The organism is Variovorax sp. RA8 (assembly GCF_901827175.1).
Lineage (GTDB): Bacteria > Pseudomonadota > Gammaproteobacteria > Burkholderiales > Burkholderiaceae_C > Variovorax.
In genome coordinates, this window is the sequence record NZ_LR594662.1 from 35,360 (window position 1) to 57,792 (window position 22,433).

The window sequence follows — 22,433 nt, forward strand, 5'->3', positions numbered from 1 at the left end:
TTTTCATTTCCGAAAGACCCCGACCGTGACCTCATCCGAAACCCGGGCCATCCTGAGCCTGAGCCTGCTGGCGGCCTTCGTCGACGGCGAGAAGCACGAGCGCGAGCGCGCCGAGATCAAGCGGATTGCCGAGGGCCTGTCGCAGGCCGATGGCGTGCAGCTGCCCACGCTCTACCAGGACGTGCTGATGAAGCGCGTGTCGCTGGCCTCGGTGGCCGGCGAGCTGAAGAGCCCCGAGGCGCGGCAGCTGGCCTACGAGATGGCCGTGTGCGTGTGCGACGCCGACGGCGCTCAGTCGCAGGCCGAGCGCCTGTTCCTCGCCGATGCCCGCACGGCACTCGGGCTGGATACGCCGGGAGCGACGCAGTTTGCGCAGCAGGCCGAGGAGATCGCGTCGGTGCCGCTGGCGCCGTCCGCGGCGGCGGCTCCTGCCGTCGACGGTGCCGCGCTGGACCAGGCCATCCTCAACGCCGCGATCCTGAACGGCGCGCTGGAGCTGTTGCCAGAGACGCTTTCGACCATGGCCATCATCCCGCTGCAGATGAAGCTGGTGTATCGCATCGGCAAGGCCCACGGCTTCGAGCTCGACAGCGGCCATGTGAAGGACTTCCTCGCCACCGTGGGCGTCGGCCTGACCTCGCAGTACCTCGAGCAGGCCGGCCGCAAGCTTCTGGGCGGCCTGCTCGGCAGGGTGGGCGGCGGGCTGCTGGGCGGCCTGGGCAAGCAGGCCGTGAGCTCGGGCATGAGCTTCGCGAGCACCTACGCCCTGGGTCAGGTGGCGAAGCGCTACTACGCGGGCGGACGCACGCTGTCGACGCAGATGCTGAAGGAGGCGTTCGCGAGCGTGACGCAGGAGGCGCAGGGCCTGCAGACTCGCTACCTTCCGCAGATCCAGGAGAAGGCCCGCACGCTCGACGCAGGCAAGGTGCTGGCGATGGTGCGCGGCGGCTGACCTCCAGGGCGGACGCGCCGCCGCGGCAGGGGCGCGGCTTCAGGCCTGGTGCAGGTCGAAGCAGCAGCCCGCGTAGAAGGGCTTGTCGCCGCCTTCCACGAAGGGCACCTCGATCGCCTTGCCCTCGTTGCGCCAGGCGTCGCGCCGCTTGTAGCCGGACGCGGCCAGCTCGGCCAGCAGCTGGTCATGGTGCTGGATGCGGTAGGGGCAGACGGCGAAGCCGATGCTGTTGAGCGTGTAGAGCGTGCGTTCCGGGTGCACGGCGGTGGTGTTCAGCACGATGCGCCGCGGCTTCACGGGCAACGCGGCAATGATCTCGGAGATGCGTTGCGGCAGGTACTGCAGGCTGCCGGAGGCGTAGAGCACGTCGTAGCCGCTCGCGTCCCGGAAGTCGGTGCTGAAGCTCAGCTGCGCGGTGGCCTCGCGCTGCACTGCAAGCTCGCGGCCGGTCTGGACCACGGTGGGCACGTCGCAGACCGTCCAGCGCAGATCGGCCGGGTAGTTCAGCATGCGGCGAAAGGCGTAGTACTTGATGCCGACGTGGCCGCCCAGGTCGAAGATGCTGCGCATGCCGTCATCCAGCGCGCGGCCTATCCAGAACAGGCCCGGATAGTCGTAGGGGGCGACCTGATGGCTGTAGAAGGCGTCAGCCGGTGCGTTGTCGTAGCCGACAGCCTTGGTTGGCGGCGCGCCGGCCTCGGCGGCGGCGAAGCTCTCGAAGGAACCCATGAAGAGGTTCTCCTCGCGGTTCTCCAGGAACTTGCGGCGGTAGGCAGCTTCACGGACCGACGGGGGGAGAAGACTCGTAAGCATGGGGCCCTTTGCCTCTGTGTTGAATGCAATTGCAGTCGCATTTTGCACTTTGAAACAAAAGTATTCAACCTCAAACTGAACGGCGCGCAGTCCGCGCGTCCGCCGGGCGCCGGCTACTCGACGCGGTAGCCCGCGTTCTCGATCGCCAGCACGATGTCCTGGCGCGGCTGCGTGCTCAGCACGTCGACATGGCCGGTTTCGAGGTCCACCGTGACCTGCGCCTTGGGATCGACCGCTTGCACCGCGTTCTGCACCGCGCTGACGCAGTGGTTGCAGCTCATGCCCGACACCTGGAATTTCTGGCTCATCGTTGCTCCTTCATGGGGTTGAAGCGAGAGAGTGTCAACTTTGCCACGATGTCAATGTCAAGGACGATGACATCGCCACGTTTTGTTGAAGGGGATGCCATTCGCGGGGAACCGCAGCGCCTGGCGCGCTGTCGTATCCTCGTGCCCGTTTGTCGCGCCGCTGGCCGGTGGTCCGCCGAATGCCAGCTTTGCACGGACCTGGTCGCCCGGGCTTTCCGCCTTCTTCTCTTTCACCCATGCGAATCCTCCTGGTCGAAGACGATGCCGTTCTGCGCGGCGTGATGTTGCGCAGCTTTGGCGATGCCGGGCACCGCGTCGACGTGGCGGCCAATGCCGAGGACGCGGATCACTTGTGGCGGGTGCAGCTCTTCGATGCCGTGCTGCTCGACCTCAGCCTGCCGGCCACCGCGAGCGCGACCAGCGGCCTCGGGAGCGGGTTGACCGTGCTGCGCCATGCGCGTGCGCGCGGCGACCGCACGCCGGTGCTGGTGCTGACGGCACGCGGCCGGACCGAGGAGCGCATCGCCGGTCTGGATGCCGGTGCCGACGACTACCTTGGCAAGCCCTTCGACCTGGCCGAGGTCGAGGCGCGGCTGCGGGCGCTGGTGCGGCGCGCGCAGGGCACCGAGGACATCGCGACCCTGGGGCAGCTGAAGCTCGACCGCAAGGCGCGCCGCTTCGCGGTGTCCGGCGCACCGCTGGACCTGCCGGCGCGCGAATTCGAGGTGCTGTGGGAGCTGATGAGCCCGCCGGGCCGCACGGTGAGCAAGCGTGCGCTGTCCGACAAGCTCTCCACCTTCGACGAGGCGCTGGGCGACAACGCGCTCGAGGCCTTCATCTCGCGACTGCGCAAGAAGTTGAGCGGCAGTGGTGCGGCCATCCGCACGCTGCGCGGCATCGGCTATCTGCTGGAAGCGGCGACGTGAGCGCCGCGCCACGGCGCTCGGGGGAGGCCGTCCGGTGAACATGCCGGCGCGCCGTGCTGCGGCGGGCGCGCCTTCGCTCACCGCACGCGTGCTGCGGCGGGTGCTGCTGCCGCTGGCGCTGACATGGCTCGCGGGCACGGTGATCGCCGTCGCCGTGGCCAGCCATTTCACCGAGCAGGCTTTCGACCGCTCGCTTCTCGACGACGCCTACGCGGTCTCGGCCAACGTCGAGGCAGGCGAGCGCGACATCCAGCTGCGGCTGACACCGCGCGAGGTCACGAGCGTGTTGTTCGACCAGTCGGAGACCAACTACTTCGCGGTGCTGCGGCAGGACGGCTCGCTGCTGGCGGGTCGCGCAGGCCTGCATGCGCCGCTGCCCGAGGAGGGCGCGCGCTATCGCTTCTCCGACATCGTGCACGAAGGCCAGCCGCTGCGCGCGGTCGTGCTGGACCACGAGTCGCCCAACGCCTTCCGCGTGGTGATCGCGCAGACGACGCTGGCGCGCAGCGCGCTGGTGGAGCGCCTGCTGGCCTACGCGCTGGCGCCGCAGCTGCTGTTGCTGGCGCTGCTCGCGATCTGGCTGTGGCGTGGCATCGAGGGCGAGCTGCGGCCGCTGGGCGAGTTGCGGCGGACGCTGGACCGGCGCGATGCGCGCGACCTGGCGCCGGTGCCGGTGGCGCGCAGCTCGCGCGAGCTGGAGCGCCTGGGCGAAACGCTCAATGCGCTGTTCGAGCGCCTTGGCCACAGCGTGCGCGCGCAGCGCGAGTTCGCGGGCAATGTGGCGCACGAGCTGCGCACGCCGCTGGCGGGCATCCGCGCGCTGGCCGACTACGGACTGGCGCAGCAGGCCCCCGCCGTCTGGCGCGAGCAGCTGCAGCAGATCGCCGCCAGCCAGGCGCGCGCCAGCCGCCTGGTCGACCAGCTGCTCGGCCTGGCGCTGGCCGACGAAGGACGCACGGGCCTGCAGCGTGAGCCGCTGCGGCTCGACGTGTTGGTGGAACAGGCGGTGCTGCGCCATCTGGCGCGGGCCGACGCGCAGGGCGTGGACCTGGGCGCGCTGGGCCTGGAGGTGCCGGTGACGGTGCAGGCCAACGCCGCGCTGGTCGAGGGCATCCTCGACAACCTGATCGACAACGCGTTGCGCTACGGCGGCCGCACCATCACCATTGCGCTGGCCGGGCGCACGCTGTCGGTGATCGACGACGGCCCTGGCATCGCGCCCGAGCTGCACCGTGCGCTGGTGCAGCGCTGGTCGCAGGGGCCCGAAGGCATGAAGCTGGGCCAGGGCGCCGGCCTCGGGCTGGCGATCGTGGCGCGCTATGCCGCGCTGCTCGACGCGGAACTGCGCTTCGAAAAAGCCAGCGAAGCCGGCGGGCTGCGGGTCAGCGTGGCCTTCGGCGCGCCGCCCGCGACCCAGGCTCAGGCCAGCGCCGGGTAGTCGATGTAGCCCTTCTCGCCGCCGCCGTAGAAGGTGCTCTTGTCCCAGGGATTGAGCGGCGCGTCTTCCCGCAGCCGGCGCACCAGGTCGGGGTTGGAGATGAAGGGCTTGCCGAAGGCCACGAGGTCGTCGCCTTCCTTCAGCGCAGCTTCGGCCAGCGGCTTGTCGTAGCCGTTGTTCACCATCCAGGCGGCCTGGCCGCCGGCGGCGCGATAGGCGGCCTTGAGGGCCTCGTAGTCGAAGGGCCGGTCCTGCAGCTCGCGCGGCCCGCCGGTGGCGCCTTCGATGACGTGGACGTAGGCCAGGCCCAGCGGCGCGAGCTGTTTCACGACATATTCGAAGAGCGGCTGCGGGTCCGCGTCGTGCACGTCGTTGGCGGGCGTGACCGGCGACAGCCGGATGCCGGTGACGCCGCCGCCGACCGCGTCGACCACCGCCCTTGCCACTTCGAGCAGCAGGCGGGCGCGGTTCTCGATGCTGCCGCCGTAGTCGTCGCGCCGATGGTTGCTGCCGCTCTTGAGGAACTGGTCAAGCAGGTAGCCGTTGGCGGCATGGATCTCGACGCCGTCGAAGCCGGCGGTCTCCACGGCATTGCGGGCGGCTGCCGCATAGGCATGGACGATGCCGGGCAGCTCGCTCGCGTCGAGGGCGCGAGGCTCCGAGGTCTCGACGAAGGTGGGCACGCCGTTCCTGATCAGCACCGTCTTGGTCTTGGCTGCGATGGCCGATGGAGCGACCGGCTTGCCGCCGCCTGGCTGCAGCTCTTTGTGCGAGACCCGGCCGACGTGCCACAGCTGCACGACGATCTTGCCGCCCTCGGCATGGACGGCATCGGTGACGCGCTTCCAGGCCTGGAGCTGCTCCGTCCCGTAGAGGCCCGGCACGTCGGCATAGCCCTGACCCTGGTGGCTGATGGCGGTAGCTTCGGTGATCAGCAGGCCGGCGCCGGCGCGCTGCGCATAGTAGGTGGCGGCGATCGGGGGCGGCACCGCGTTGGGCGAACGGTTGCGCGTGAGCGGCGCCATGACGACGCGGTTGGCGAGCTTCAGATCGCCGGCCTGGATCGGATCGAAAAGGGAGGACATCCATTTTCCTTTTGTTGTGACGAGAATGCACCCGACGGTAATGCGATGCGCACGGCCGCGCTGTCACGGGGTTGTCGTTTTGCTGGTAGTGCATGCCGCAGAATGGCCGTCCCCGATGACGACCCTCGCCGCCCCGCTCACGCCCTCCCGAGCCCTGCGCCTTGCACTTGCGCTGTCCCTGGGGGCTGCGGTGTCGCTGGGCATCACGCGCTTTTCCTATGGCCTGCTGCTGCCGCCGATGCGCGCCGACCTGGGCTGGAGCTACACGCTGGCGGGCGGGATGAACACCGCCAACGCCGCCGGCTATCTGGTCGGTGCGCTGATGACGCCGGCCTTGATGCGCCGATTCGGGCCGCTGCGGCTGCTGGTCGCCGGCGCGGTGTGGGCCAGCATCTTCATGGGGGCCAGCGGCTTCTTCACATCGGCGCCGGCGCTGTTGGCGCAACGGCTGCTGGCCGGCGTCGCGAGCGCCTGGGTCTTCGTCGCCGGCGGGCTGCTGGCCGCGCGTCTCGGTGCGCTGCAGCCCGAACGCGCGGGCCTGCTGCTGGGCCTCTACTACGGAGGCACGGGCCTCGGCATCACCCTGTCGGCGCTGCTGGTGCCGCCGGTGCTGCGGGCCGCGGCCGGCCAGGCGCATGGCTGGGCCTGGGCCTGGTGGGCGCTGGCGCTGGCGTGCATGGCGGCGACGGCGGTGCTCGGTCTCGCGTCGCGCGCCATGCCGGCCGATGCGCCCCCGGGCGCTGCGGCATCGCCGGCGGTTGCCGCAGCCCCGCGCGACGGCGTGCATCGCCTCGGCTGGGCGCTGGCGGGCTACGCCATGTTCGGGATCGGCTACATCGGCTACATGACCTTCGTGATCGCGCTGCTGCGCGAGCAAGGGGCGAGCCCGGAGGGCATCACGGCCTTTTACGCACTGCTCGGCGTCGCCTGCGTGGCATCGGCGCGGCTCTGGGCGGGACTGCTGGATCGCTCTCGCGGCGGGGCGCCGCAGGCCATCCTCAACGCACTGCTGGGGCTGGCGACGCTGCTGCCGGTGCTCAGCACGGCGTGGCCGGTGGCGCTGCTGTCGGGCCTGTTGTTCGGCGCGGTCTTCCTCTCGGTGGTGGCCTCCACCACGGCGCTGGTGCGCCACAACCTGCCGGAGGCGCAATGGGTGGCCGGCATCAGCGCCTTCACGATCATCTTCGCGCTGGGACAGATCGTGGGGCCGACGGTGACGGGCTGGATCTCCGATGGCGCGGGCGGCTTGGCGCACGGCCTCGTGGCCTCGGCTGCGGCGCTGTGGGTCGGCGCCGCGCTGGCGTGGCGACAGCGGCCGCTCGACCGCTGAGCCGCGCGCCTTACTTGGCGAGGCCCTCGGCCTTGAGCGCCTCCTGCACGTTCGGCCTGGCACCGACGCGCGCATGCCAGGCCTGGACGTTGGGATAGGGTGACAGGTCGATACCGACGGGCTTGGCCCAGTTGGTGACGGTGAACAGGTAGCCGTCGGCGACAGTGAAGTGTTCGCCCATCAGGTATTCCTTGCCCTCGAGCTCGCGGTTGAGCCACTCGTAGCGCGATTCCAGCTTGCTCTTGAAGACAGCTTTCGCCTCCTCGGGCATGGCGGGGTTGAAGAAGGGCGAGTAGGTCTTGTGGATCTCGGTGCCTATGAAGGTGAGCCACTCCTGCAGCCGATAGCGCGACAGCGTGCCGGCCGCCGGCGCGAGGTTCTTGGTGGGGGCGAGATCGGCGATGTACTGCACGATGGCCGGGCCTTCTCGCAGGCGCGTGCCATCGTCGAGCTCGAGCATCGGCACATAGCCGAGCGGGTTGATGCCGTAGTAGTCGGTGCCGTCCTTCAGCTTGTGGCTCTTGGTGCTGGCGAGCACGGGTTCGAAGGCGATGCCGGCTTCGCGCAGCGCGATATGCGGCGACAGCGAGCAAGCGCCCGGCGAGTAGTACAGCTTCATGCAAAAGACTCCGATGGAATGTTGAGGAACGCTTGGGAAAGCAGAGCATGCTAGCGGTTTCGCGCCGCGTTTTTGTCCTACGGTGCCACGGGCGGGCCGACTATCGGTGGCCGGAGAGGGTTTTCTTATTCTGCGATGCGCCGCGGCTTGGGCCGCGATTCGAAGGAGCTCCTCTATGTTGAAGTACGCCATCATCTTCGCGATCGTCTCGCTGATTGCGGGCGCGCTCGGCTTCGGCGGTATCGCCGCGGGCGCGGCCGGCATTGCCAAGCTGCTCTTCGGCCTGTTCCTGATCTTGGCGGTGCTCTTCCTGGTGCTGGCGGCGCTGGGAATCGGCGCCGCGAAGAAAGCCTTGGACTGACGGCGCCGGGGCTCGGGGGAGGAACATGCATGCGTCGAACCTGGAAGCCGTGCTCGACTACCAGGTCGAGGCGCCTTCGCACCTGGTGTTCAACATCGAGGCGGCGCGCAGCGGTGCACAGGCCGTAGCGAGCGAGGAGCTCGTGATCGAGCCTGCGGTGCAGCGGGAAACTTTCTGCGACGAGGCCAGCGGCAACCGCTTCGTGCGTTTCGACGCGCCGGCGGGGCCGCTGAAGATCCGCTATCGGGCGCAGGTCCAGCGCTCCCACGTGCTGGTGCCGCCCGACCTCGCGGAGCTGCCGGTGAACCAGGTGCCGCACGAGTTGCTCGGCTACCTGATGCCGAGCCGCTACTGCGAGTCGGACTTGATGTCGCGCTGCGCGCAGCAGCTCTTTGGTGACCTGCCGCCGGGCATCGGACGCGTGCAGGCGATCGCCGACTGGATCCACGACAGCATCACCTACGAGCCGGGCAGCAGCGATTCGACCACCACCGCGCGAGAGGTGTTCGTCGAGCGCGCGGGCGTGTGCCGCGATTTCGCGCATCTCGGCATTACCTTCTGCCGCGCTCTCAACATCCCGGCGCGGCTGGTGGTGGGCTATGTCTGGTTCGACGAGCCACCGCAGGATTTCCATGCGGTGTTCGAGGCCTGGCTTGGCGGGCAGTGGGTGCTGTTCGATGCGACGCGCATGGCGCCACCGGACCGGCTGGTGCGGGTGGGCACCGGCGCCGATGCGAAGGATGTGGCCTTCTGCACCTTCTTCGGGCCCGTTCGCATGACCGGCAAAACCTTGAGCGTGCAAGAGGTGCAGGACGAGCGCCTCGTCGTCTCCGCCGGGCCAGTGCCCAGCGGGCAGCTGGTGGGCATCGAGAAGCCGGTGCCGGTGGCAGCGGCCTCGGTGTCCCTGCTCCAGGCCCCCGCGACTGCGCACGTGCTATAAAAAAGATAGCAGACCGGCGCGACGGCAGGCGCTTTCGAGGCAAAAGCAGCAGCCCGGTGGCCTTGCCCCTGCGGGCCTATGGCTGCGGCCTGCGCGATTAAAATCGACACCCCCTTTCCGCAAGCGCACGCGCAAGTGCGCCCCTCCCCAATGCTGTATCCCGAAGAATTCGATGTGATCGTCGTCGGCGGTGGCCATGCCGGCACCGAGGCCGCGCTGGCTTCGGCGCGCATGGGCGCCCGCACCCTGCTGCTCACCCACAACATCGAGACGCTGGGGCAGATGAGCTGCAACCCCTCGATCGGCGGCATCGGCAAGGGGCACCTGGTCAAGGAGGTCGACGCGCTCGGTGGCGCGATGGCGATTGCGACAGACGAGGCGGGCATCCAGTTCCGCATCCTCAACTCGAGCAAGGGCCCGGCGGTGCGGGCGACGCGCGCGCAGGCCGACCGGGTGCTCTACAAGGCGGCGATCCGGCGGCGGCTGGAGAACCAGCCGAATCTTTCGCTCTTCCAGCAGGCGGTCGACGACCTGATGATCGAGGGCGACCGGGTGGTGGGCGCGGTGACGCAAGTCGGCATCGCGTTCCGGGCGCGCGCCGTGGTGCTGACGGCCGGCACCTTCCTCGATGGCCGGATTCATGTCGGCCTCGACAACTACCAGGCCGGCCGGGCGGGCGATCCGCCGGCGGTCAGTCTTTCGGCTCGGCTCAAGGAGCTGAAGCTGCCGCAGGGCCGGCTCAAGACCGGCACGCCGCCGCGGCTGGACGGCCGCAGCATCGATTTCTCCAAATGCGTCGAACAGCCCGGGGACGGCATGCCGGGCGGGGCAGGGCCGATGCCGGTCTTCAGCTTCATGGGCCGGGCGGACATGCATCCGCAGCAGATGCCATGCTGGATCACCAACACGAATGCCCGCACGCACGAGATCATCCGCTCCGGCTTCGACCGCAGCCCCATGTTCACCGGCAAGATCGACGGGGTGGGGCCGCGCTACTGTCCCAGCGTCGAGGACAAGATCAACCGCTTTGCCGACAAGGAAAGCCACCAGATCTTCCTGGAGCCAGAGGGGCTGACAACCAACGAGTACTACCCGAACGGGATCTCCACCAGTCTCCCCTTCGATATCCAGTACCAGCTGGTCCGCTCGATGGCAGGGCTGGAGAGCGCGCATATCCTGCGGCCTGGCTATGCGATCGAGTACGACTACTTCGATCCCCGCGGGCTCAAGAGCAGCTTCGAAACGCGTGTCATACAGGGGCTCTTCTTCGCTGGGCAGATCAACGGCACCACCGGCTATGAAGAGGCCGCAGCCCAAGGGCTCTTCGCCGGGATCAACGCAGCGCTGTTGTGCCGCGGCGAGGCGGCTTGGCTGCCGCGTCGCGACGAGGCCTACCTGGGTGTCCTTGTCGACGACCTGATCACCAAGGGCGTGACCGAGCCCTACCGCATGTTCACCAGTCGGGCCGAGTTCCGGCTGCAGCTGCGCGAGGACAACGCCGACATGCGCCTGACAGAGGCGGGCCGCAAACTGGGGCTGGTGGACGACGTGCGATGGGAAGCGTTCTCGCGCAAGCGCGATCTTGTTTCACGTGAAACAGAGCGGCTGCGTTCGATCTGGGTGAATCCGCGGAACCTGCCGGTCAGCGAGTCGGAGCGCGTTCTCGGCAAAGCCATCGAGCGCGAGTACAACCTCGGCGACCTCCTGCGGCGCCCCAATGTGGACTATGCGTCGTTAATGTCGCTGGACGGCGGCAAATATGCGTCAGCCCAAGCGCTGGGCGAATCGGAGATCGAGCAGATCGAGATCGCCGCGAAGTATGCCGGCTACATCGATCGGCAGCACGACGAGGTCGAGCGGGCCGCGCATTTCGAGAATCTCAAGCTCCCGGCCGATCTCGATTACGGGCAAGTCAAGGCGCTGAGCTTCGAGGTACGGCAGAAGCTGGCCAAGCATCGGCCTGAAACGCTGGGACTCGCTTCGCGCATCTCCGGCGTGACGCCGGCGGCTATCTCGCTGCTGATGATCCACTTGCGCAAGGGCGGACAACGCGCCTTCGCACAGAACGCGGCGGCCGAGTCGCAGCAAGTCGGCGAATGAGTTCCGATCGGGAGTTGCGCGAGGGCGCGGCGGCGCTCGGGCTGAGCCTGGATGACCGCCAGCGCGAACAGCTTCTGGCCTACGCCGCGCTGATTCTGAAATGGAACAAGGTTTACAACCTGACTGCGCTGCGCGACCCCACGAGCGTCCTGACCCATCACTTGCTCGACAGCCTGTCCGTCATCGGGCCCTTGGCTCGTGAGTGGCCGGGGAGGGCGGCGCTGCTCGATGTGGGGACGGGTGCCGGTTTGCCGGGGGTGGTGATCGCGATCGTGCGCGGCGACATCACAGTCACATGCCTGGACGCGGTCGCCAAGAAGGCGGCTTTCGTCCAGCAAGTGGCGGCTGAACTCGGCTTGCCGAACCTGCGGGGCTCGCACGGCAGGGTGGAGTCGCTGTCCGGCAGCTTTGAATTGGTCTGCTCGCGCGCCTTCGCGTCCTTGCCCGATTTCTTTGAGGGGTCGAAGCATCTGCTCGCGCCCGGTGGCCTTTGGCTAGCCATGAAAGGCAAGACGCCAAGCGAGGAACTGTCCCAGGTGCCGGCCGAGATCGAGGTGTTTCACGTGGAACAACTGCGTGTTCCCGGCTTGGACGCCGACCGCTGCATCGTCTGGGCGCGAAAACAGGCGGCTTGAGCGACCTTGGCTCACCGACCTCGCTTAGACTCGAAGCCTCCCCTTCCGAGGCAAATCCATGTTCGGCATCGCTGACTACGGCGCGTTCGTTGTCGCCATCATCGTTTTTCTGGCGATCCCCGGGCCAGGGAATCTGGCCATCATCACCTCCACGGGCAAGGGCGGCATCCGCGGCGGGCTGGCGGCCGCCCTCGGCCTGATTGCAGGCGACCAAGTCCTGATGTGGGCGGCCGTGGCGGGGGTTGCTGCGCTGCTGAGTGCCTACCCACCGGCCTTCAAGGCAGTGCAGTGGCTGGGTGCTGCCTACCTGGCCTGGCTGGGATTCCGGATGCTCACCGCCAAGCCCGGCGCCGCGCCAATCCTCAACATCCGTCCGCGGCAGTACTTCCGGCAGGCAATGATGATCACGTTGCTGAATCCGAAGGCGATCGTTTTCTACATGGCCTTCTTCCCGCTCTTCGTCGACCCGGCCCGCCACCAGGGCGTGCTGACCTTCGGTGTGATGGCCCTGACGATCGCGGCGTTGACCTTTGCCTATTGCCTCGGCGCCACGCTGCTCACGCACTTCCTGGCGGAGCGCCTGCGGGCCAATCCCCGCATCAAGGCTCTCCTCGAAAAGCTGGCTGGCGTCTTCCTGATTGGCTTCGGCGCCAAGCTGGCGGCCTCTCAGTAGCATGGCCAAGATCTTCTGCATCGCGAACCAGAAGGGAGGCGTGGGCAAGACCACGACCGCCGTCAATCTCGCTGCTGGCTTGGCCAAGGTGGGGCAGCGGGTCCTGATGATCGACCTGGACCCACAAGGCAACGCCACCATGGGTTCCGGAATCGACAAGCGCCAGCTGGAAACCACGGTCTATGACGTGCTGCTCGAGTCAGCCTCCGTGGCCGAGGCGCGGGTGAAATCCGAAAAGTGCGGTTACGACGTGCTGGGCGCCAACCGCGAACTGGCGGGCGCGGAGGTCGAGATGGTGACGCTCGACCGCCGCGAGAAGCGGCTGCGCACGGCGCTGGTGACCGTCGGCGCCGAGTACGACTTCATCCTGATCGACTGCCCACCGAGCCTCAGTCTGCTGACGCTCAACGGCCTGTGCTCCGCGCACGGCGTGATCGTGCCCATGCAGTGCGAGTATTTCGCGCTCGAAGGGCTGACCGATCTGGTGAACACCATCAAGCAGGTGCACGCCAATCTCAACAAGAACCTGCAGATCATCGGCCTGCTGCGCGTGATGTTCGATCCCCGCATCACGCTTCAGCAGCAGGTCAGCGAGCAGCTCAAGGCGCATTTCGGCGACAAGGTGTTCGATACCGTGATCCCGCGCAATGTGCGCCTGGCGGAGGCCCCCAGTTATGGCTTGCCGGGGGTGATCTTCGATCCGGCGGCGCGGGGCAGCCAGGCCTTCGTCGCCTTCGCGGAAGAACTGGTGCGGAAGATGCCGCCGGCGAGCGCGCTCGCCGGTGCCGCACCGGCGCCGGTGCCGATGGAGGCCCCGCCGGTCACCGTGCAGGACCCGGACGGCGCCTGAGTCCCTGTCGGCCTTCTTTGCTATCCATATTGCAGCAGATGCCCACGCCCACCATCCTGTTGCTGCCCGGCTGGCAGAACAGCGACCCGCCGCACTGGCAAAGCCGATGGGAGGCGGTTCATGGCGACCGCCGTGTCGAGCAGCATGAATGGATGCGGCCGCTGCGCGGCGACTGGGCGGCCCGACTCGAGGAGGAGGTGCTGGCCGCGCCCGGCCCCGTGGCCCTGGTCGCGCACAGCCTGGGCTGCATCCTCGTGGCCGCCTGGGCCGCCCATTCGCGCAACACTCGCAAGGTGCAGGCTGCCTTCCTGGTTGCCCCGGGCGATCTGGAGCGCGACGATCTGCGCCAGATGATCCCCGGTTGGGCGCCGATCGTGCGCGAGCGCCTGCCTTTCCGGGCGCTGATGATCGCCGCCAACGACGACCCCTACTGCAGCGCCGCACGCTCCCGCGAAATGGCGCGCGACTGGGGCGCCTGCTACCACGATGCCGGTCCGGGCGGCCACCTCAACGGCGAATCCGGTTTGGGGGACTGGCCCGAAGGCCGGCAATTGCTGAACGAACTCCTGAAAGAAGAATGACCTCGATGGCCACCAAGAAACCCAAGGGCCTCGGCCGCGGACTCGAAGCCCTGCTCGGGCCCACCTTCACCGGCCCCGACAGCTCGGCCAACGATGATGCCGCGCCGCCCAACCCGACCACCCTGAACCTGGACCAGATGGTCCCCGGCGTCTACCAGCCGCGCACGCGGATGGACGAGGGCGCGCTTTACGAGCTGGCCGAGAGCATCAAGGCGCAGGGCATCATGCAGCCCATCCTGGTGCGGCGCCTCGATGGCGACGCCTCGCGCGCCAAGAACGCCGAGTTCGAGATCATCGCCGGCGAGCGGCGCTTCCGTGCCGCCAAACTGGCAGGCCTCGACAGCGTGCCCGTGCTCGTTCGGGACGTGCCGAACGAGGCCGCGGCGGCCATGTCGCTGATCGAGAACATCCAACGCGAAGACCTCAACCCGCTGGAGGAAGCTCAAGGCCTGCAACGCCTGGTCTCCGAGTTTGGGCTCACTCACGAGTCAGCGGCGCAGGCTGTCGGCCGTTCGCGCAGCGCCGCCAGCAACCTGCTGCGCCTGCTGAACCTGGCTGAACCTGCCCAGGCCATGCTGATGGCGGGTGACCTCGACATGGGCCATGCGCGCGCTCTCCTGTCGCTCGACAAGGGCACGCAGATCACCGCCGCCAACCAGATCGCGGCCAAGAAACTCTCCGTGCGCGAGACCGAGGCACTGGTCAAGAAACTAAGCGCCGAGTTCAGCCTGCGCCCGCCGGTGCGGCGCGGCGGTGCAGACAAGTCGCGCGACCTGCAGCGCGTCGAGGAGGAACTTGCGGACCTGCTCGCAGCCGAGGTCGAGGTGCGCATCAAGAAGCGCAGCAAGCGCGGTGGCCGGGTGGAGCAGAGCGGCGAGCTCGTCATCCACTTCGGGTCGCTCGAGGCCCTCAACGGCCTGATCGACCGCATCCGCCAAACGGCCTAATTGCTAAGTCGGGAAGTCCTAGCTTCCGGACAGTTGTCCGGGGCCTTCATTCCGCCTATGCTCTGCCGGTTACTTTTTCTAACCTATAACCTGAAAGTACTCTGAGGGGATTCCGACCATGAACACCGCCCGTCTTTCGCTCGTTACCGTCGCCGTGGGTGCGCTTTTCCTGACCGGTTGCCAGACCACCGACATGCAGATGGGCAGCCAGAGCGCGAAGACGGTAGCCACCGGCAGCGCCGCCGGCAGCGCCTCGGCCAACACCAGCAGCGCGCTCGAGCGCTGCGCCTCGCCGCTGGGCACCGTCTCGCTGATCGAGAACCAGTCGGCCGGCTGGTACACCATCCTGCGCAACGAATACCGCCTTCCGCCCACCGCGAACCTGCTGCGCCTGCTGGTGCAGCAGTCCAACTGCTTCGTGGTGGTGGAGCGCGGCGCGGCCGGCATGAACGCCATGTCGCGCGAACGCGACCTGATGGCTTCGGGCGAGATGCGCCAGGGCAGCAACTTCGGCCGCGGGCAGATGGTGGCTTCCGACTACGGCCTCTCGCCCGAGATCGTCTTCAACAACAGCAATGCTGGCGGCATGGGCGGTTCGCTCGGCGGCCTGGTCGGCGGGCGCTACAGCGGCGTGCTGGCGGCCGTGGGTGGCAACCTCCAGACCAAGGAAGCCAGCGCGTTGCTGACCTTGATCGACAACCGCTCGGGCGTGCAGGTCGCCGCCTCCGAGGGCAGCGCCTCCAAGACCGACTTCGGTGCCTTCGGCTCGGTCTTCGGCAGCGGCGGCGCAGGCGGCCTGGGCGGCTACACCAACACGGCGCAGGGCAAGGTGATCAGCGCCGCCTTCATGGACGCCTTCAACCAGATGGTCGTCTCGCTGCGCAACTACAAGGCGCAGACGGTGCAGGGCCAGGGCCTGGGCGGCGGCGGGCGGCTGGGTGTGGACGGCGGGGTGGCGCCGTCGCAGACCTCGGCACCGGCCGAGCGCGCGCCGGCGCGCCGCCGAAAGTAGATCGGAGGGGCGCGGGTGCCGGAGGTCCGACCCCGGTCCCCCGCCTCAGAGGCTGAAGATCTTCCCCGGGTTCATGATGTTCCTGGGGTCGAGCGCGCGCTTGATCGTGCGCATCATGTCGATGGCCCCGACGCCGGCCTCGTTCACCAGGAACTCCATCTTGTGCAGCCCTACGCCGTGCTCGCCGGTGCAGGTGCCTTCGAGCGCCAGCGCGCGCGACACCAGTGCGTGGTTGAGCTTCTCGGCGGTCACGCGCTCCTCCGGCGCGTTCGGGTCGAGCAGATAGCCGAAGTGGAAATTGCCGTCCCCCACGTGGCCGACGAGGAAGTAGGGGATACCGCTCGCATCGGCCTCGGCGACGGATTCGAGCAGGCAGTCCGCCAGCCGCGAGATCGGCACGCAGGTGTCAGTGGAGATCACGCGGCAGCCGGGGCGCGACTGCACCGCCGCAAAGTAGCTGTTGTGCCGCGCGGTCCACAGCCGCGTGCGTTCTTCCGGCGTGCTGGCCCACTCGAAGGCGTTGCCGCCGTGGCCGCTGGCCAGCTCCTGCACCGTCTCGGCCTGCTCCTTGACGCCGGCCGGCGACCCGTGGAACTCCATCAGCAGCATCGGCTCCTCGCGCAGCGCCAGCTTGGAGTACGCATTCACCATGCGCACCGTGTTCACGTCGATCAGTTCCACGCGCGCGATCGGCACACCCAGCTGGATGATCTCGATGGTGGTGCGCACCGCGGCCTCGATGCTCGGGAAGGAGCAGATCGCGGCCGAAACCGCCTCGGGCAGCGGGTAGAGGCGCAGGGTGATTTCCGTCACCACGCCCAGCGTGCCCTCGCTGCCGACGAAGAGGCGCGTGAGGTCATAGCCGGCCGATGACTTCTTCGCGCGCGTGCCGGTGCGGATCACCTCGCCGCTGGCGGTGACGACCTCGAGCGCGAGCACGTTCTCGCGCATGGTGCCGTAGCGCACCGCGTTCGTGCCGCTGGCGCGCGTGGCGGTCATGCCGCCGATCGAGGCATCGGCGCCGGGGTCGATGGGGAAGAACAGGCCCGTGCTCTTGATCTCTTCGTTGAGCTGCTTGCGCGTGACGCCGGGCTCCACCGTGACCGTGAGATCCTCCGCATTGACCGAGAGCACGCGGTTCATGCGGCTCACGTCCACGCTGATGCCGCCCTGCACCGCGAGCAGGTGGCCTTCGAGCGAGGAGCCGACGCCGAAGGGAATCACCGGCACGCTGTACTCGCTTGCGAGCTTCACCGCGTCGGCCACGTCCTGCGTGCTCTCGGCGAAGACCACGGCCGCGGGCGGCGGCGCATCGAAGGAGGACTCGTCGCGGCCGTGCTGCGTGCGCACCGCCAGCGCGGTCGAGCACTGCTCGCCGAAGCGCGCCTTCAGCGCCTGGAGCAATGCGTCCGGCACGTCGCGCAGCGCAATGGCGGGGGTGAGATGGGCGAGGGCGGTGGGCGCGTTCATCGGCGGGTCTCCAGAGGGGGCTACCATTCTACGAACCAGCTTCCACGAAGACAGCGACATGGGCAACCGACTCACGCAGATCGCCACGCGCACCGGCGACGACGGCACTACCGGCCTCGGCGACAACACGCGCGTCCCCAAGGACCACCGGCGGGTGCACGCGATGGGCGATGTGGACGAACTCAACTCTCACATCGGCCTGCTGCTGTGCGAGCCGATGCCGGTGGCGCTGCGCGAGCTGCTGGTCGACGTGCAGCACCAGCTCTTCAACCTGGGCGGCGAGCTGTCGATGCCCGGCTTCACGCTGCTGAAGGCCGATGCGCTGCTGCAGCTCGACAACGCCCTCGCCGAACACAATGCGGCGCTGCCTCGGCTGGCCGAGTTCATCCTGCCGGCGGGCACCCGCGCGGCCGCGCAGGCGCATGTGTGCCGCACTGTCGCGCGGCGTGCGGAGCGCGCGGTCGTCGCGCTCGGTGCCGAGGTGGAGCTCAACGAGGCCCCGCGCCAGTACCTCAATCGACTGAGCGACCTGCTGTTCGTGCTCGCGCGCGTGCTCAATCGCGTGGACGGCGGCGACGACGTGTACTGGAAGAGCGAGCGGCTGGCGCGCGCCGCCGACGCCGACGAATGAAAGACCCGATTTCCGGAGACCGACTCATGCCCATGAAGCCCCTCTCGTGCGCCTGCGCCGCCGCGCTCGCAGCCTGGCTCGTGCTGCCGACGGCCGCAGCCGCGCAGAACGCCAACGCTCCACCCACCGCGCAGCGCGCTCATACGCTCAAGGCGCCGCCGCAGAACGGCAAGGTCCTGGGCGGGATCCAGCGCGGCTCCGATGCCGCTGGCCGCGGCATCGACAACGCCGACTCGGCCACGCGCCGGGGCATCGGCAACGCCTCCGAGCGCGCCAGCCGGCCGATCCGCAACTTCGGTGAATCGCTGGGCCGCAAACTGCCCGGCGGGCAGGGCCGTGGGGCGCAACCGGCTGTAGGCCCGCAGGGCAGCGCGCCCTGATCCGTTCAGAGGGTCTTTACCTGCGCTTACACCCTTCATGCCGGCCACACCGGTGCCGCGCTGCGGAGATACATGGGCTTTCCATACTGCACCCATGTTCCAACGCACTGAAGGAGTCGCAATGAACAACAAGCGCATCAGGACCCGTACAAGCATCGTCGCCGCCGTGCTGGCTCTCGGCATGGCCGGCAGCGCGCTGGCGCGCGACGGTGGCTACGGGGATCGCGGCCGTCACGACGACAATGGGCCGCGCCATTCGCAACGCTTCGATCGCGACCACGACCGCCGCGGGCATTGGGACGCACGCGCCAACGACCATCGCCGCTGGGACGACCGTCGCAACTGGCGTCGCGGCGGCTACCTGCCGCCGACCTACCGCGGCCACTATCACGAGGTCAGCGACTGGCGCGCCCATCGGGTGCAGGCGCCGCCCAGCGGCTATCACTGGGTGAGCGCGGACGGCAACCTGGTGCTGGCGGCGATCGCGACCGGGCTGATCGCCCAGATCATCGCCTCGAACTGAGCTCGGTCAGGCGGCGGTGGCGGCGGTCTGGGCACACACGTTGTGTCCCGTGATGGTGAGCCGCAACCCGCCGCCGTGCCACTCGAGCCAATTGAGCGCCACGTAGGCCTCGATGTCCGCCGGGGCGATCTGGTCGGCCTGACGCTGTTTCAAGAGATTGACCGTGGCGGGCAGAGCCTGCCGCAGCCTTTCCCTCGCGGTGGCCCGATCGGCTGCCGCGGGGGAAAGGTTGCGCGTGGGAAGAGAAGTCGATGCCTTGGCCAAAATCGCTCCGATCGCAGACGAAAGAGACCAATGTACGCTTCCTGCGAACGCCGTCACGGACCTTTTTCGCAAAATCCACCGGCGGGCGGGCGCCGCCCGGCCGCGAGGGCCCCTACTTGCGCGGCGTCTTCAGCAGCTTGCTGACCTCGTCCACGTTGTCGCGGATGCGCTGGCTCACGATGTCGAAGGCCTCGGCCTGCGATTTGGCCGCCAGCTCCGACAGCTCCCGGATGTCGTCGAGCGCCTGTTTGAAAGCCGCCTTGCCCAGGGCATCGAGCTTGGCGAGGTTCTCGCGCGGCTCGGCGGGCGACATGCCCTTCACTGCGCCCTGCCATTCCTCGATCGAGGCCTTCAGCATCTCGGTCTGGCGCGCCACCACAGTCTGCAGCCCTTGATAGGACTTCTGGTTCGCCTCCATCAGCGCCTGCAGGTCCTTGCGCCCGCTTTCGACGATGGTGCTGGCAGCGCCGGCCAGCGGAAGGTTCTGCAAACGCTCGGCCATGCCCTTGAGCGGCTTGATGAAGGCGTCCTGGACATCATCCGCGGCCGTCGGCCCCGCCTTCCTGGCGCCGGCCGTGCTGCTCGTCTTGCTGCTGGTTGCCATGCTTGTGTCTCCGGGTTGTGTTGGAGCCGCCACGATACGCCCACACCCCGGCTGGATGGAAGCCGCAAACGCCCCAATTCTTTCGGTCTTGCTATTTCGCACGTCTGTGCTAAATTTGCCGGATGGATGCCAAGACCCAGAAGAGCGAGCTGACCCGCACCGCCATCGTCGGCGCGGCGATGGATCTCGCTTCGGCGGAGGGTCTCGACGCCATCACCCTGCAGGCCGTGGCCACGCGGCTGGGCCTGTCCAAGAGCGGTGTGTTCTCCCGCGTGGGTTCGCGCGAGGCGCTGCAGAAAGCAGTGATCGAGGAATACGGCCGCCGTTTCCTGGCCGACGTGTTCGTGCCCGCGATGCAGAAACCCAAGGGATTCGCGCGGCTGGACGAGATCGTCTCGCGCTGGATCGTGCGCACCCGCGACGTCGAGACCGAGACCGGCTGCATCTACACCGCCGGCGCCTTCGAGTTCGACGACCGCGAAGGCGAGTTGCGCGACCTGCTGGTGGAGGAGGTCACGCGCTGGCGCACCGCCCTGCGCCGCACCGTGCTGCAGGCCATCGAGACCGGCGAGCTGAGGGCCGACACCGATCCCGCGCAACTCGTCAGCGAGATCAACGGGTTGATCATGTCCCTGCTGCACGACGCGCGCTTCCTGCGCGATACGCGCGCCGCAGACCGGGCCCAGCTCACCTGGCAGCGGCTGGCCGCCAGCTACCGGGCTTGAATTCCATGCGTCGCGTCCTCCCTGCCTACCGCCCGTTCATATTTCGCACAAACGTGCGATAAAGGAGAAGCCATGTTGATCGCTCTTTTCTTTCTGGGTGCCTGCCTGCTGGGGCTGGGCGTGCGTACGGTGCTCGACACCGTTCGCAGCCTGCCGCTGAGCAACGACGACTGGGTCTGGTACTGAAGAACCCGCAAGCCACGATGCCGACCTCCACGTCCACCACCTCCACCGCCGCCGCTCCCTCTGCCGCGGCCTCCAACTACTATGGCGCCAGCCCCTGGATGCGCGCCCTGCGCCTGGCCCTGGCTGCAACGCAGCGCGCCTGGCCCGCGTTCGGCGTGCGCGCCGCCTACCGCGTCTTCGGCACCCCGCTGCCGCTCAAGTGGCTCAACCGTCGCCACGGCCCCGACGCCGGATGGCAACGCGAGGCCTGGGCGTTCGAGGAGGCCAGCCTCGGCCTCTACACGCCCGATGCCGCGCCGTCCGAGGCGCCGCGCGTGCTGCTCATCCACGGCTGGGGCGGCCACGCGGGCCAGATGCTCCCGCTGGCGCAGGCCCTGATCGCCGCCGGCTTCGCCCCGCTGCTGCTGGAAATGCCGGCCCATGGCCGCAGCGCCGGCATGGTGAGCAACCTGCCGCAGTTCGCGCGGGCCATCGACTATGTGGCCGCCCGGCTGGCGCTGGAGGGCACCGCGCTCAAGGCCATTGCGGCGCACTCGCTGGGCGCGAATGCGCTGGCCTACGCGGCCAGCCGCGGCCTGCGCGCGGAACGGCTGGTCCTGCTGGCGCCGCCCGCGTCACCGCATGCCTTTACCCGCTATTTCGCGCATGTGTTCGGCCTCAGCGAGCGCACGCGCGCCGCCATGCAGCTGCGGATCGAGGCGCGCGAGGGCATCCTGATGCCGCTGCTGGAGCCCGCCGCCGTCGGCCCGCGCATCGCACAGCCCACGCTGGTGGTGCATGACCGCGACGACCGCGTCAACCGCTTCGCCGACGGCGTCGCCTACCGCGATGCCATCGCCGGCGCGCAGCTCATTGCCACACAGGCACTGGGCCACCGCCGCATCCTGCGGGAGCCCTCGGTGCTGCAGCAGGTGGTTGCCTTCGTTGCGAGGGCCTGACCGGGGAGGGTGCTCAGCGCGCCGCCAGTGCAGGCCCGTCGGGCAGCTCGATCTTGACTTCGAGCACCTCGAGGTCGTCCTGCTTCTCCAGGTGGACCTTGATGTCCTCGGCCTTGATGGACACGTACTTCGAGATCACCGCGATCAGCTCGCGCTGCAGCTCCGGCAGGTAGTCGGGCCGACGCTTGCCGCTCAGGCTGCTGCGCTCGTGCGCCAGGATGATCTGCAGGCGCTCCTTGGCGACGTTCGCCGTGTTCTTCTTTTCGCCCAGGAGGAACGAGAGGAAGGACATTGCTTATCTCCCCCCGAAGAAGCGCTTGAAGAAGCTGGGCTTCTCGGCCTCGACGAAGCGCATGGGCCTGTCTTCGCCGAGGAAGCGCGCCACCACGTCGCTGTAGGCCTGGGCCACCTCGGTCTCCTTGTCGTGGATCGCCGGGATGCCCTGGTTGGACGCCTGCAGCACGCTCTCGGATTCCGGGATCACCCCGATCAGCTTGATGCGCAGGATGTCCTGGATGTCCTCCAGCGACAGCATCTGGCCGCCAGCGACCCGGTTGGGGTTGTAGCGCGTGATCAGCAGGTGCTCCTTGATCGGTTCGCCGCCTTCCTTGGCCCGCTTGGTCTTCGAGCCGAGCATGCCGAGGATGCGGTCGGAATCGCGCACCGAGGAGACCTCGGGGTTGGTCACGATCAGCGCCTCGTCGGCGAAGTGCATCGCCATCAGCGCGCCGGTCTCGATGCCCGCGGGCGAGTCGCAGACGATGTAGTCGAAGCCCTGTTCACTCAGCTCGTTGAGGATCTTCTCGACGCCCTCCTGCTTGAGCGCGTCCTTGTCGCGCGTCTGCGAGGCTGCCAGCACGAACAGGTTGTCGCACTGCTTGTCCTTGATCAGCGCCTGGCTCAGGTTGGCCTCGCCCTGGATCACGTTGATCAGGTCGTAGACCACGCGCCGCTCGCAGCCCATGATCAGGTCCAGGTTGCGCAGGCCGACGTCGAAGTCGATCACGGCCGTCTTCTTGCCCGCCAGCGCGAGCCCCGATGCAAAGCTCGCGCTCGTGGTCGTCTTGCCGACGCCGCCCTTGCCCGAGGTCACCACCACAATCTTGGCCATTCGAATCCTTCTCTTCTGTTTCGTTTGTTCA

At 68.2% G+C, this 22,433-nt stretch carries 27 protein-coding genes; 18 read left to right on the plus strand and 9 right to left on the minus strand.

Annotation, left to right across the window (positions count from 1 at the left end):
• The first annotated feature begins 25 nt into the window (after window positions 1-25).
• A complete protein-coding gene (locus E5P3_RS00155; protein ID WP_162584137.1) occupies window positions 26-952 on the plus strand; it encodes a YcjF family protein in 927 nt (308 codons plus the stop codon).
• A gap of 39 nt (window positions 953-991) precedes the next feature.
• On the opposite strand, the gene E5P3_RS00160 is transcribed toward E5P3_RS00155, so the two are convergent.
• Together E5P3_RS00160 and E5P3_RS00165 are read right to left on the minus strand one after the other, a co-directional pair.
• Complete coding sequence (locus E5P3_RS00160) at window positions 992-1,765, minus strand: TIGR04325 family methyltransferase (protein WP_162584138.1); 774 nt, start codon at window positions 1,763-1,765, stop codon at window positions 992-994.
• Window positions 1,766-1,878: 113 nt separating this feature from the next.
• Complete coding sequence (locus E5P3_RS00165) at window positions 1,879-2,073, minus strand: heavy-metal-associated domain-containing protein (RefSeq protein ID WP_068676631.1); 195 nt, start codon at window positions 2,071-2,073, stop codon at window positions 1,879-1,881.
• Window positions 2,074-2,309: 236 nt separating this feature from the next.
• Between E5P3_RS00165 and E5P3_RS00170 the strand changes: the two genes are divergently transcribed.
• Window positions 2,310-2,999: a response regulator transcription factor gene (locus E5P3_RS00170; protein WP_162584139.1), complete on the plus strand. Its 690-nt coding sequence runs from the start codon at window positions 2,310-2,312 to the stop codon at window positions 2,997-2,999.
• A 40-nt stretch (window positions 3,000-3,039) separates the two neighbouring features.
• Complete coding sequence (locus E5P3_RS00175) at window positions 3,040-4,437, plus strand: sensor histidine kinase (protein ID WP_162589456.1); 1,398 nt, start codon at window positions 3,040-3,042, stop codon at window positions 4,435-4,437.
• Here the strand turns inward: E5P3_RS00175 and E5P3_RS00180 are convergent.
• Window positions 4,419-5,522 carry an alkene reductase gene (locus E5P3_RS00180; protein WP_162584140.1) on the minus strand — a complete coding sequence of 368 codons (1,104 nt, stop codon included), beginning with the start codon at window positions 5,520-5,522 and terminating at the stop codon, window positions 4,419-4,421. The two genes, E5P3_RS00175 and E5P3_RS00180, sit on opposite strands and share 19 nt — an antisense overlap.
• A gap of 115 nt (window positions 5,523-5,637) precedes the next feature.
• Between E5P3_RS00180 and E5P3_RS00185 the strand changes: the two genes are divergently transcribed.
• Window positions 5,638-6,852 carry a YbfB/YjiJ family MFS transporter gene (locus tag E5P3_RS00185; RefSeq protein ID WP_162584141.1) on the plus strand — a complete coding sequence of 405 codons (1,215 nt, stop codon included), beginning with the start codon at window positions 5,638-5,640 and terminating at the stop codon, window positions 6,850-6,852.
• A gap of 10 nt (window positions 6,853-6,862) precedes the next feature.
• Here E5P3_RS00185 and gstA read toward each other — a convergent pair whose 3' ends face one another.
• Window positions 6,863-7,471, minus strand: coding sequence for a glutathione transferase GstA (gene gstA / locus E5P3_RS00190; protein WP_162584142.1), 609 nt, complete (start codon window positions 7,469-7,471; stop codon window positions 6,863-6,865).
• 175 nt (window positions 7,472-7,646) lie between these two features.
• On the opposite strand from gstA, the gene E5P3_RS00195 reads away from it, so the two are divergent.
• The 9 genes from E5P3_RS00195 to E5P3_RS00235 all read left to right on the plus strand — a co-directional run bounded on the left by E5P3_RS00195 (window position 7,647) and on the right by E5P3_RS00235 (window position 15,570).
• Entirely contained in the window at window positions 7,647-7,832 is a 186-nt protein-coding gene (locus E5P3_RS00195) for a DUF1328 family protein (protein WP_068676623.1), read from the plus strand.
• A gap of 25 nt (window positions 7,833-7,857) precedes the next feature.
• The gene (locus E5P3_RS00200; RefSeq protein WP_162584143.1) at window positions 7,858-8,772 is read left to right on the plus strand and encodes a transglutaminase-like domain-containing protein; all 915 of its coding nucleotides are present in this window, start codon (window positions 7,858-7,860) and stop codon (window positions 8,770-8,772) included.
• 150 nt (window positions 8,773-8,922) lie between these two features.
• A complete protein-coding gene (mnmG, locus tag E5P3_RS00205; RefSeq protein WP_162584144.1) occupies window positions 8,923-10,872 on the plus strand; it encodes a tRNA uridine-5-carboxymethylaminomethyl(34) synthesis enzyme MnmG in 1,950 nt (649 codons plus the stop codon).
• Window positions 10,869-11,507 carry a 16S rRNA (guanine(527)-N(7))-methyltransferase RsmG gene (gene rsmG / locus E5P3_RS00210; protein ID WP_162584145.1) on the plus strand — a complete coding sequence of 213 codons (639 nt, stop codon included), beginning with the start codon at window positions 10,869-10,871 and terminating at the stop codon, window positions 11,505-11,507. Before mnmG ends, rsmG begins: the two co-directional genes overlap by 4 nt.
• Window positions 11,508-11,565: 58 nt before the next feature.
• Window positions 11,566-12,180 (plus strand): LysE family transporter, encoded by a 615-nt coding sequence (locus tag E5P3_RS00215; RefSeq protein ID WP_162584146.1) that lies wholly within the window; start codon window positions 11,566-11,568, stop codon window positions 12,178-12,180.
• 1 nt (window position 12,181) lies between these two features.
• On the plus strand, window positions 12,182-13,030 hold the full coding sequence (locus E5P3_RS00220; protein WP_162584147.1) for a ParA family protein: 849 nt from the start codon (window positions 12,182-12,184) through the stop codon (window positions 13,028-13,030).
• 38 nt (window positions 13,031-13,068) lie between these two features.
• Window positions 13,069-13,611, plus strand: coding sequence for an RBBP9/YdeN family alpha/beta hydrolase (locus E5P3_RS00225; protein ID WP_162584148.1), 543 nt, complete (start codon window positions 13,069-13,071; stop codon window positions 13,609-13,611).
• 5 nt (window positions 13,612-13,616) lie between these two features.
• On the plus strand, window positions 13,617-14,558 hold the full coding sequence (locus E5P3_RS00230; RefSeq protein WP_162584149.1) for a ParB/RepB/Spo0J family partition protein: 942 nt from the start codon (window positions 13,617-13,619) through the stop codon (window positions 14,556-14,558).
• Window positions 14,559-14,676: 118 nt separating this feature from the next.
• A complete protein-coding gene (locus E5P3_RS00235; RefSeq protein WP_162584150.1) occupies window positions 14,677-15,570 on the plus strand; it encodes a CsgG/HfaB family protein in 894 nt (297 codons plus the stop codon).
• A gap of 45 nt (window positions 15,571-15,615) precedes the next feature.
• On the opposite strand, the gene E5P3_RS00240 is transcribed toward E5P3_RS00235, so the two are convergent.
• On the minus strand, window positions 15,616-17,040 hold the full coding sequence (locus E5P3_RS00240) for an FAD-binding oxidoreductase (RefSeq protein ID WP_162584151.1): 1,425 nt from the start codon (window positions 17,038-17,040) through the stop codon (window positions 15,616-15,618).
• Between the two features lie 58 nt (window positions 17,041-17,098).
• Between E5P3_RS00240 and E5P3_RS00245 the strand changes: the two genes are divergently transcribed.
• From E5P3_RS00245 to E5P3_RS00255, 3 genes are all read left to right on the plus strand, one after another.
• Entirely contained in the window at window positions 17,099-17,671 is a 573-nt protein-coding gene (locus E5P3_RS00245) for a cob(I)yrinic acid a,c-diamide adenosyltransferase (protein ID WP_162584152.1), read from the plus strand.
• 26 nt (window positions 17,672-17,697) lie between these two features.
• On the plus strand, window positions 17,698-18,051 hold the full coding sequence (locus E5P3_RS00250) for a hypothetical protein (RefSeq protein WP_162584153.1): 354 nt from the start codon (window positions 17,698-17,700) through the stop codon (window positions 18,049-18,051).
• A gap of 121 nt (window positions 18,052-18,172) precedes the next feature.
• Entirely contained in the window at window positions 18,173-18,574 is a 402-nt protein-coding gene (locus E5P3_RS00255) for an RcnB family protein (protein ID WP_162584154.1), read from the plus strand.
• 6 nt (window positions 18,575-18,580) lie between these two features.
• Here E5P3_RS00255 and E5P3_RS35620 read toward each other — a convergent pair whose 3' ends face one another.
• Both E5P3_RS35620 and phaP read right to left on the minus strand, forming a co-directional pair.
• Window positions 18,581-18,727, minus strand: a complete 147-nt coding sequence (locus E5P3_RS35620; RefSeq protein WP_232072928.1) for a hypothetical protein — start codon at window positions 18,725-18,727, stop codon at window positions 18,581-18,583.
• A 223-nt stretch (window positions 18,728-18,950) separates the two neighbouring features.
• On the minus strand, window positions 18,951-19,442 hold the full coding sequence (gene phaP / locus E5P3_RS00265) for a TIGR01841 family phasin (protein WP_162584156.1): 492 nt from the start codon (window positions 19,440-19,442) through the stop codon (window positions 18,951-18,953).
• A 122-nt stretch (window positions 19,443-19,564) separates the two neighbouring features.
• Between phaP and E5P3_RS00270 the strand changes: the two genes are divergently transcribed.
• Both E5P3_RS00270 and E5P3_RS00275 read left to right on the plus strand, forming a co-directional pair.
• A complete protein-coding gene (locus E5P3_RS00270) occupies window positions 19,565-20,167 on the plus strand; it encodes a TetR/AcrR family transcriptional regulator (RefSeq protein ID WP_162584157.1) in 603 nt (200 codons plus the stop codon).
• A 203-nt stretch (window positions 20,168-20,370) separates the two neighbouring features.
• Window positions 20,371-21,291 (plus strand): alpha/beta hydrolase, encoded by a 921-nt coding sequence (locus E5P3_RS00275; protein ID WP_162584158.1) that lies wholly within the window; start codon window positions 20,371-20,373, stop codon window positions 21,289-21,291.
• Window positions 21,292-21,304: 13 nt separating this feature from the next.
• Here E5P3_RS00275 and minE read toward each other — a convergent pair whose 3' ends face one another.
• Both minE and minD read right to left on the minus strand, forming a co-directional pair.
• Window positions 21,305-21,583 carry a cell division topological specificity factor MinE gene (gene minE / locus E5P3_RS00280; protein WP_162584159.1) on the minus strand — a complete coding sequence of 93 codons (279 nt, stop codon included), beginning with the start codon at window positions 21,581-21,583 and terminating at the stop codon, window positions 21,305-21,307.
• A 3-nt stretch (window positions 21,584-21,586) separates the two neighbouring features.
• A complete protein-coding gene (minD, locus tag E5P3_RS00285; protein ID WP_162572238.1) occupies window positions 21,587-22,402 on the minus strand; it encodes a septum site-determining protein MinD in 816 nt (271 codons plus the stop codon).
• Window positions 22,403-22,433: the final 31 nt, after the last annotated feature.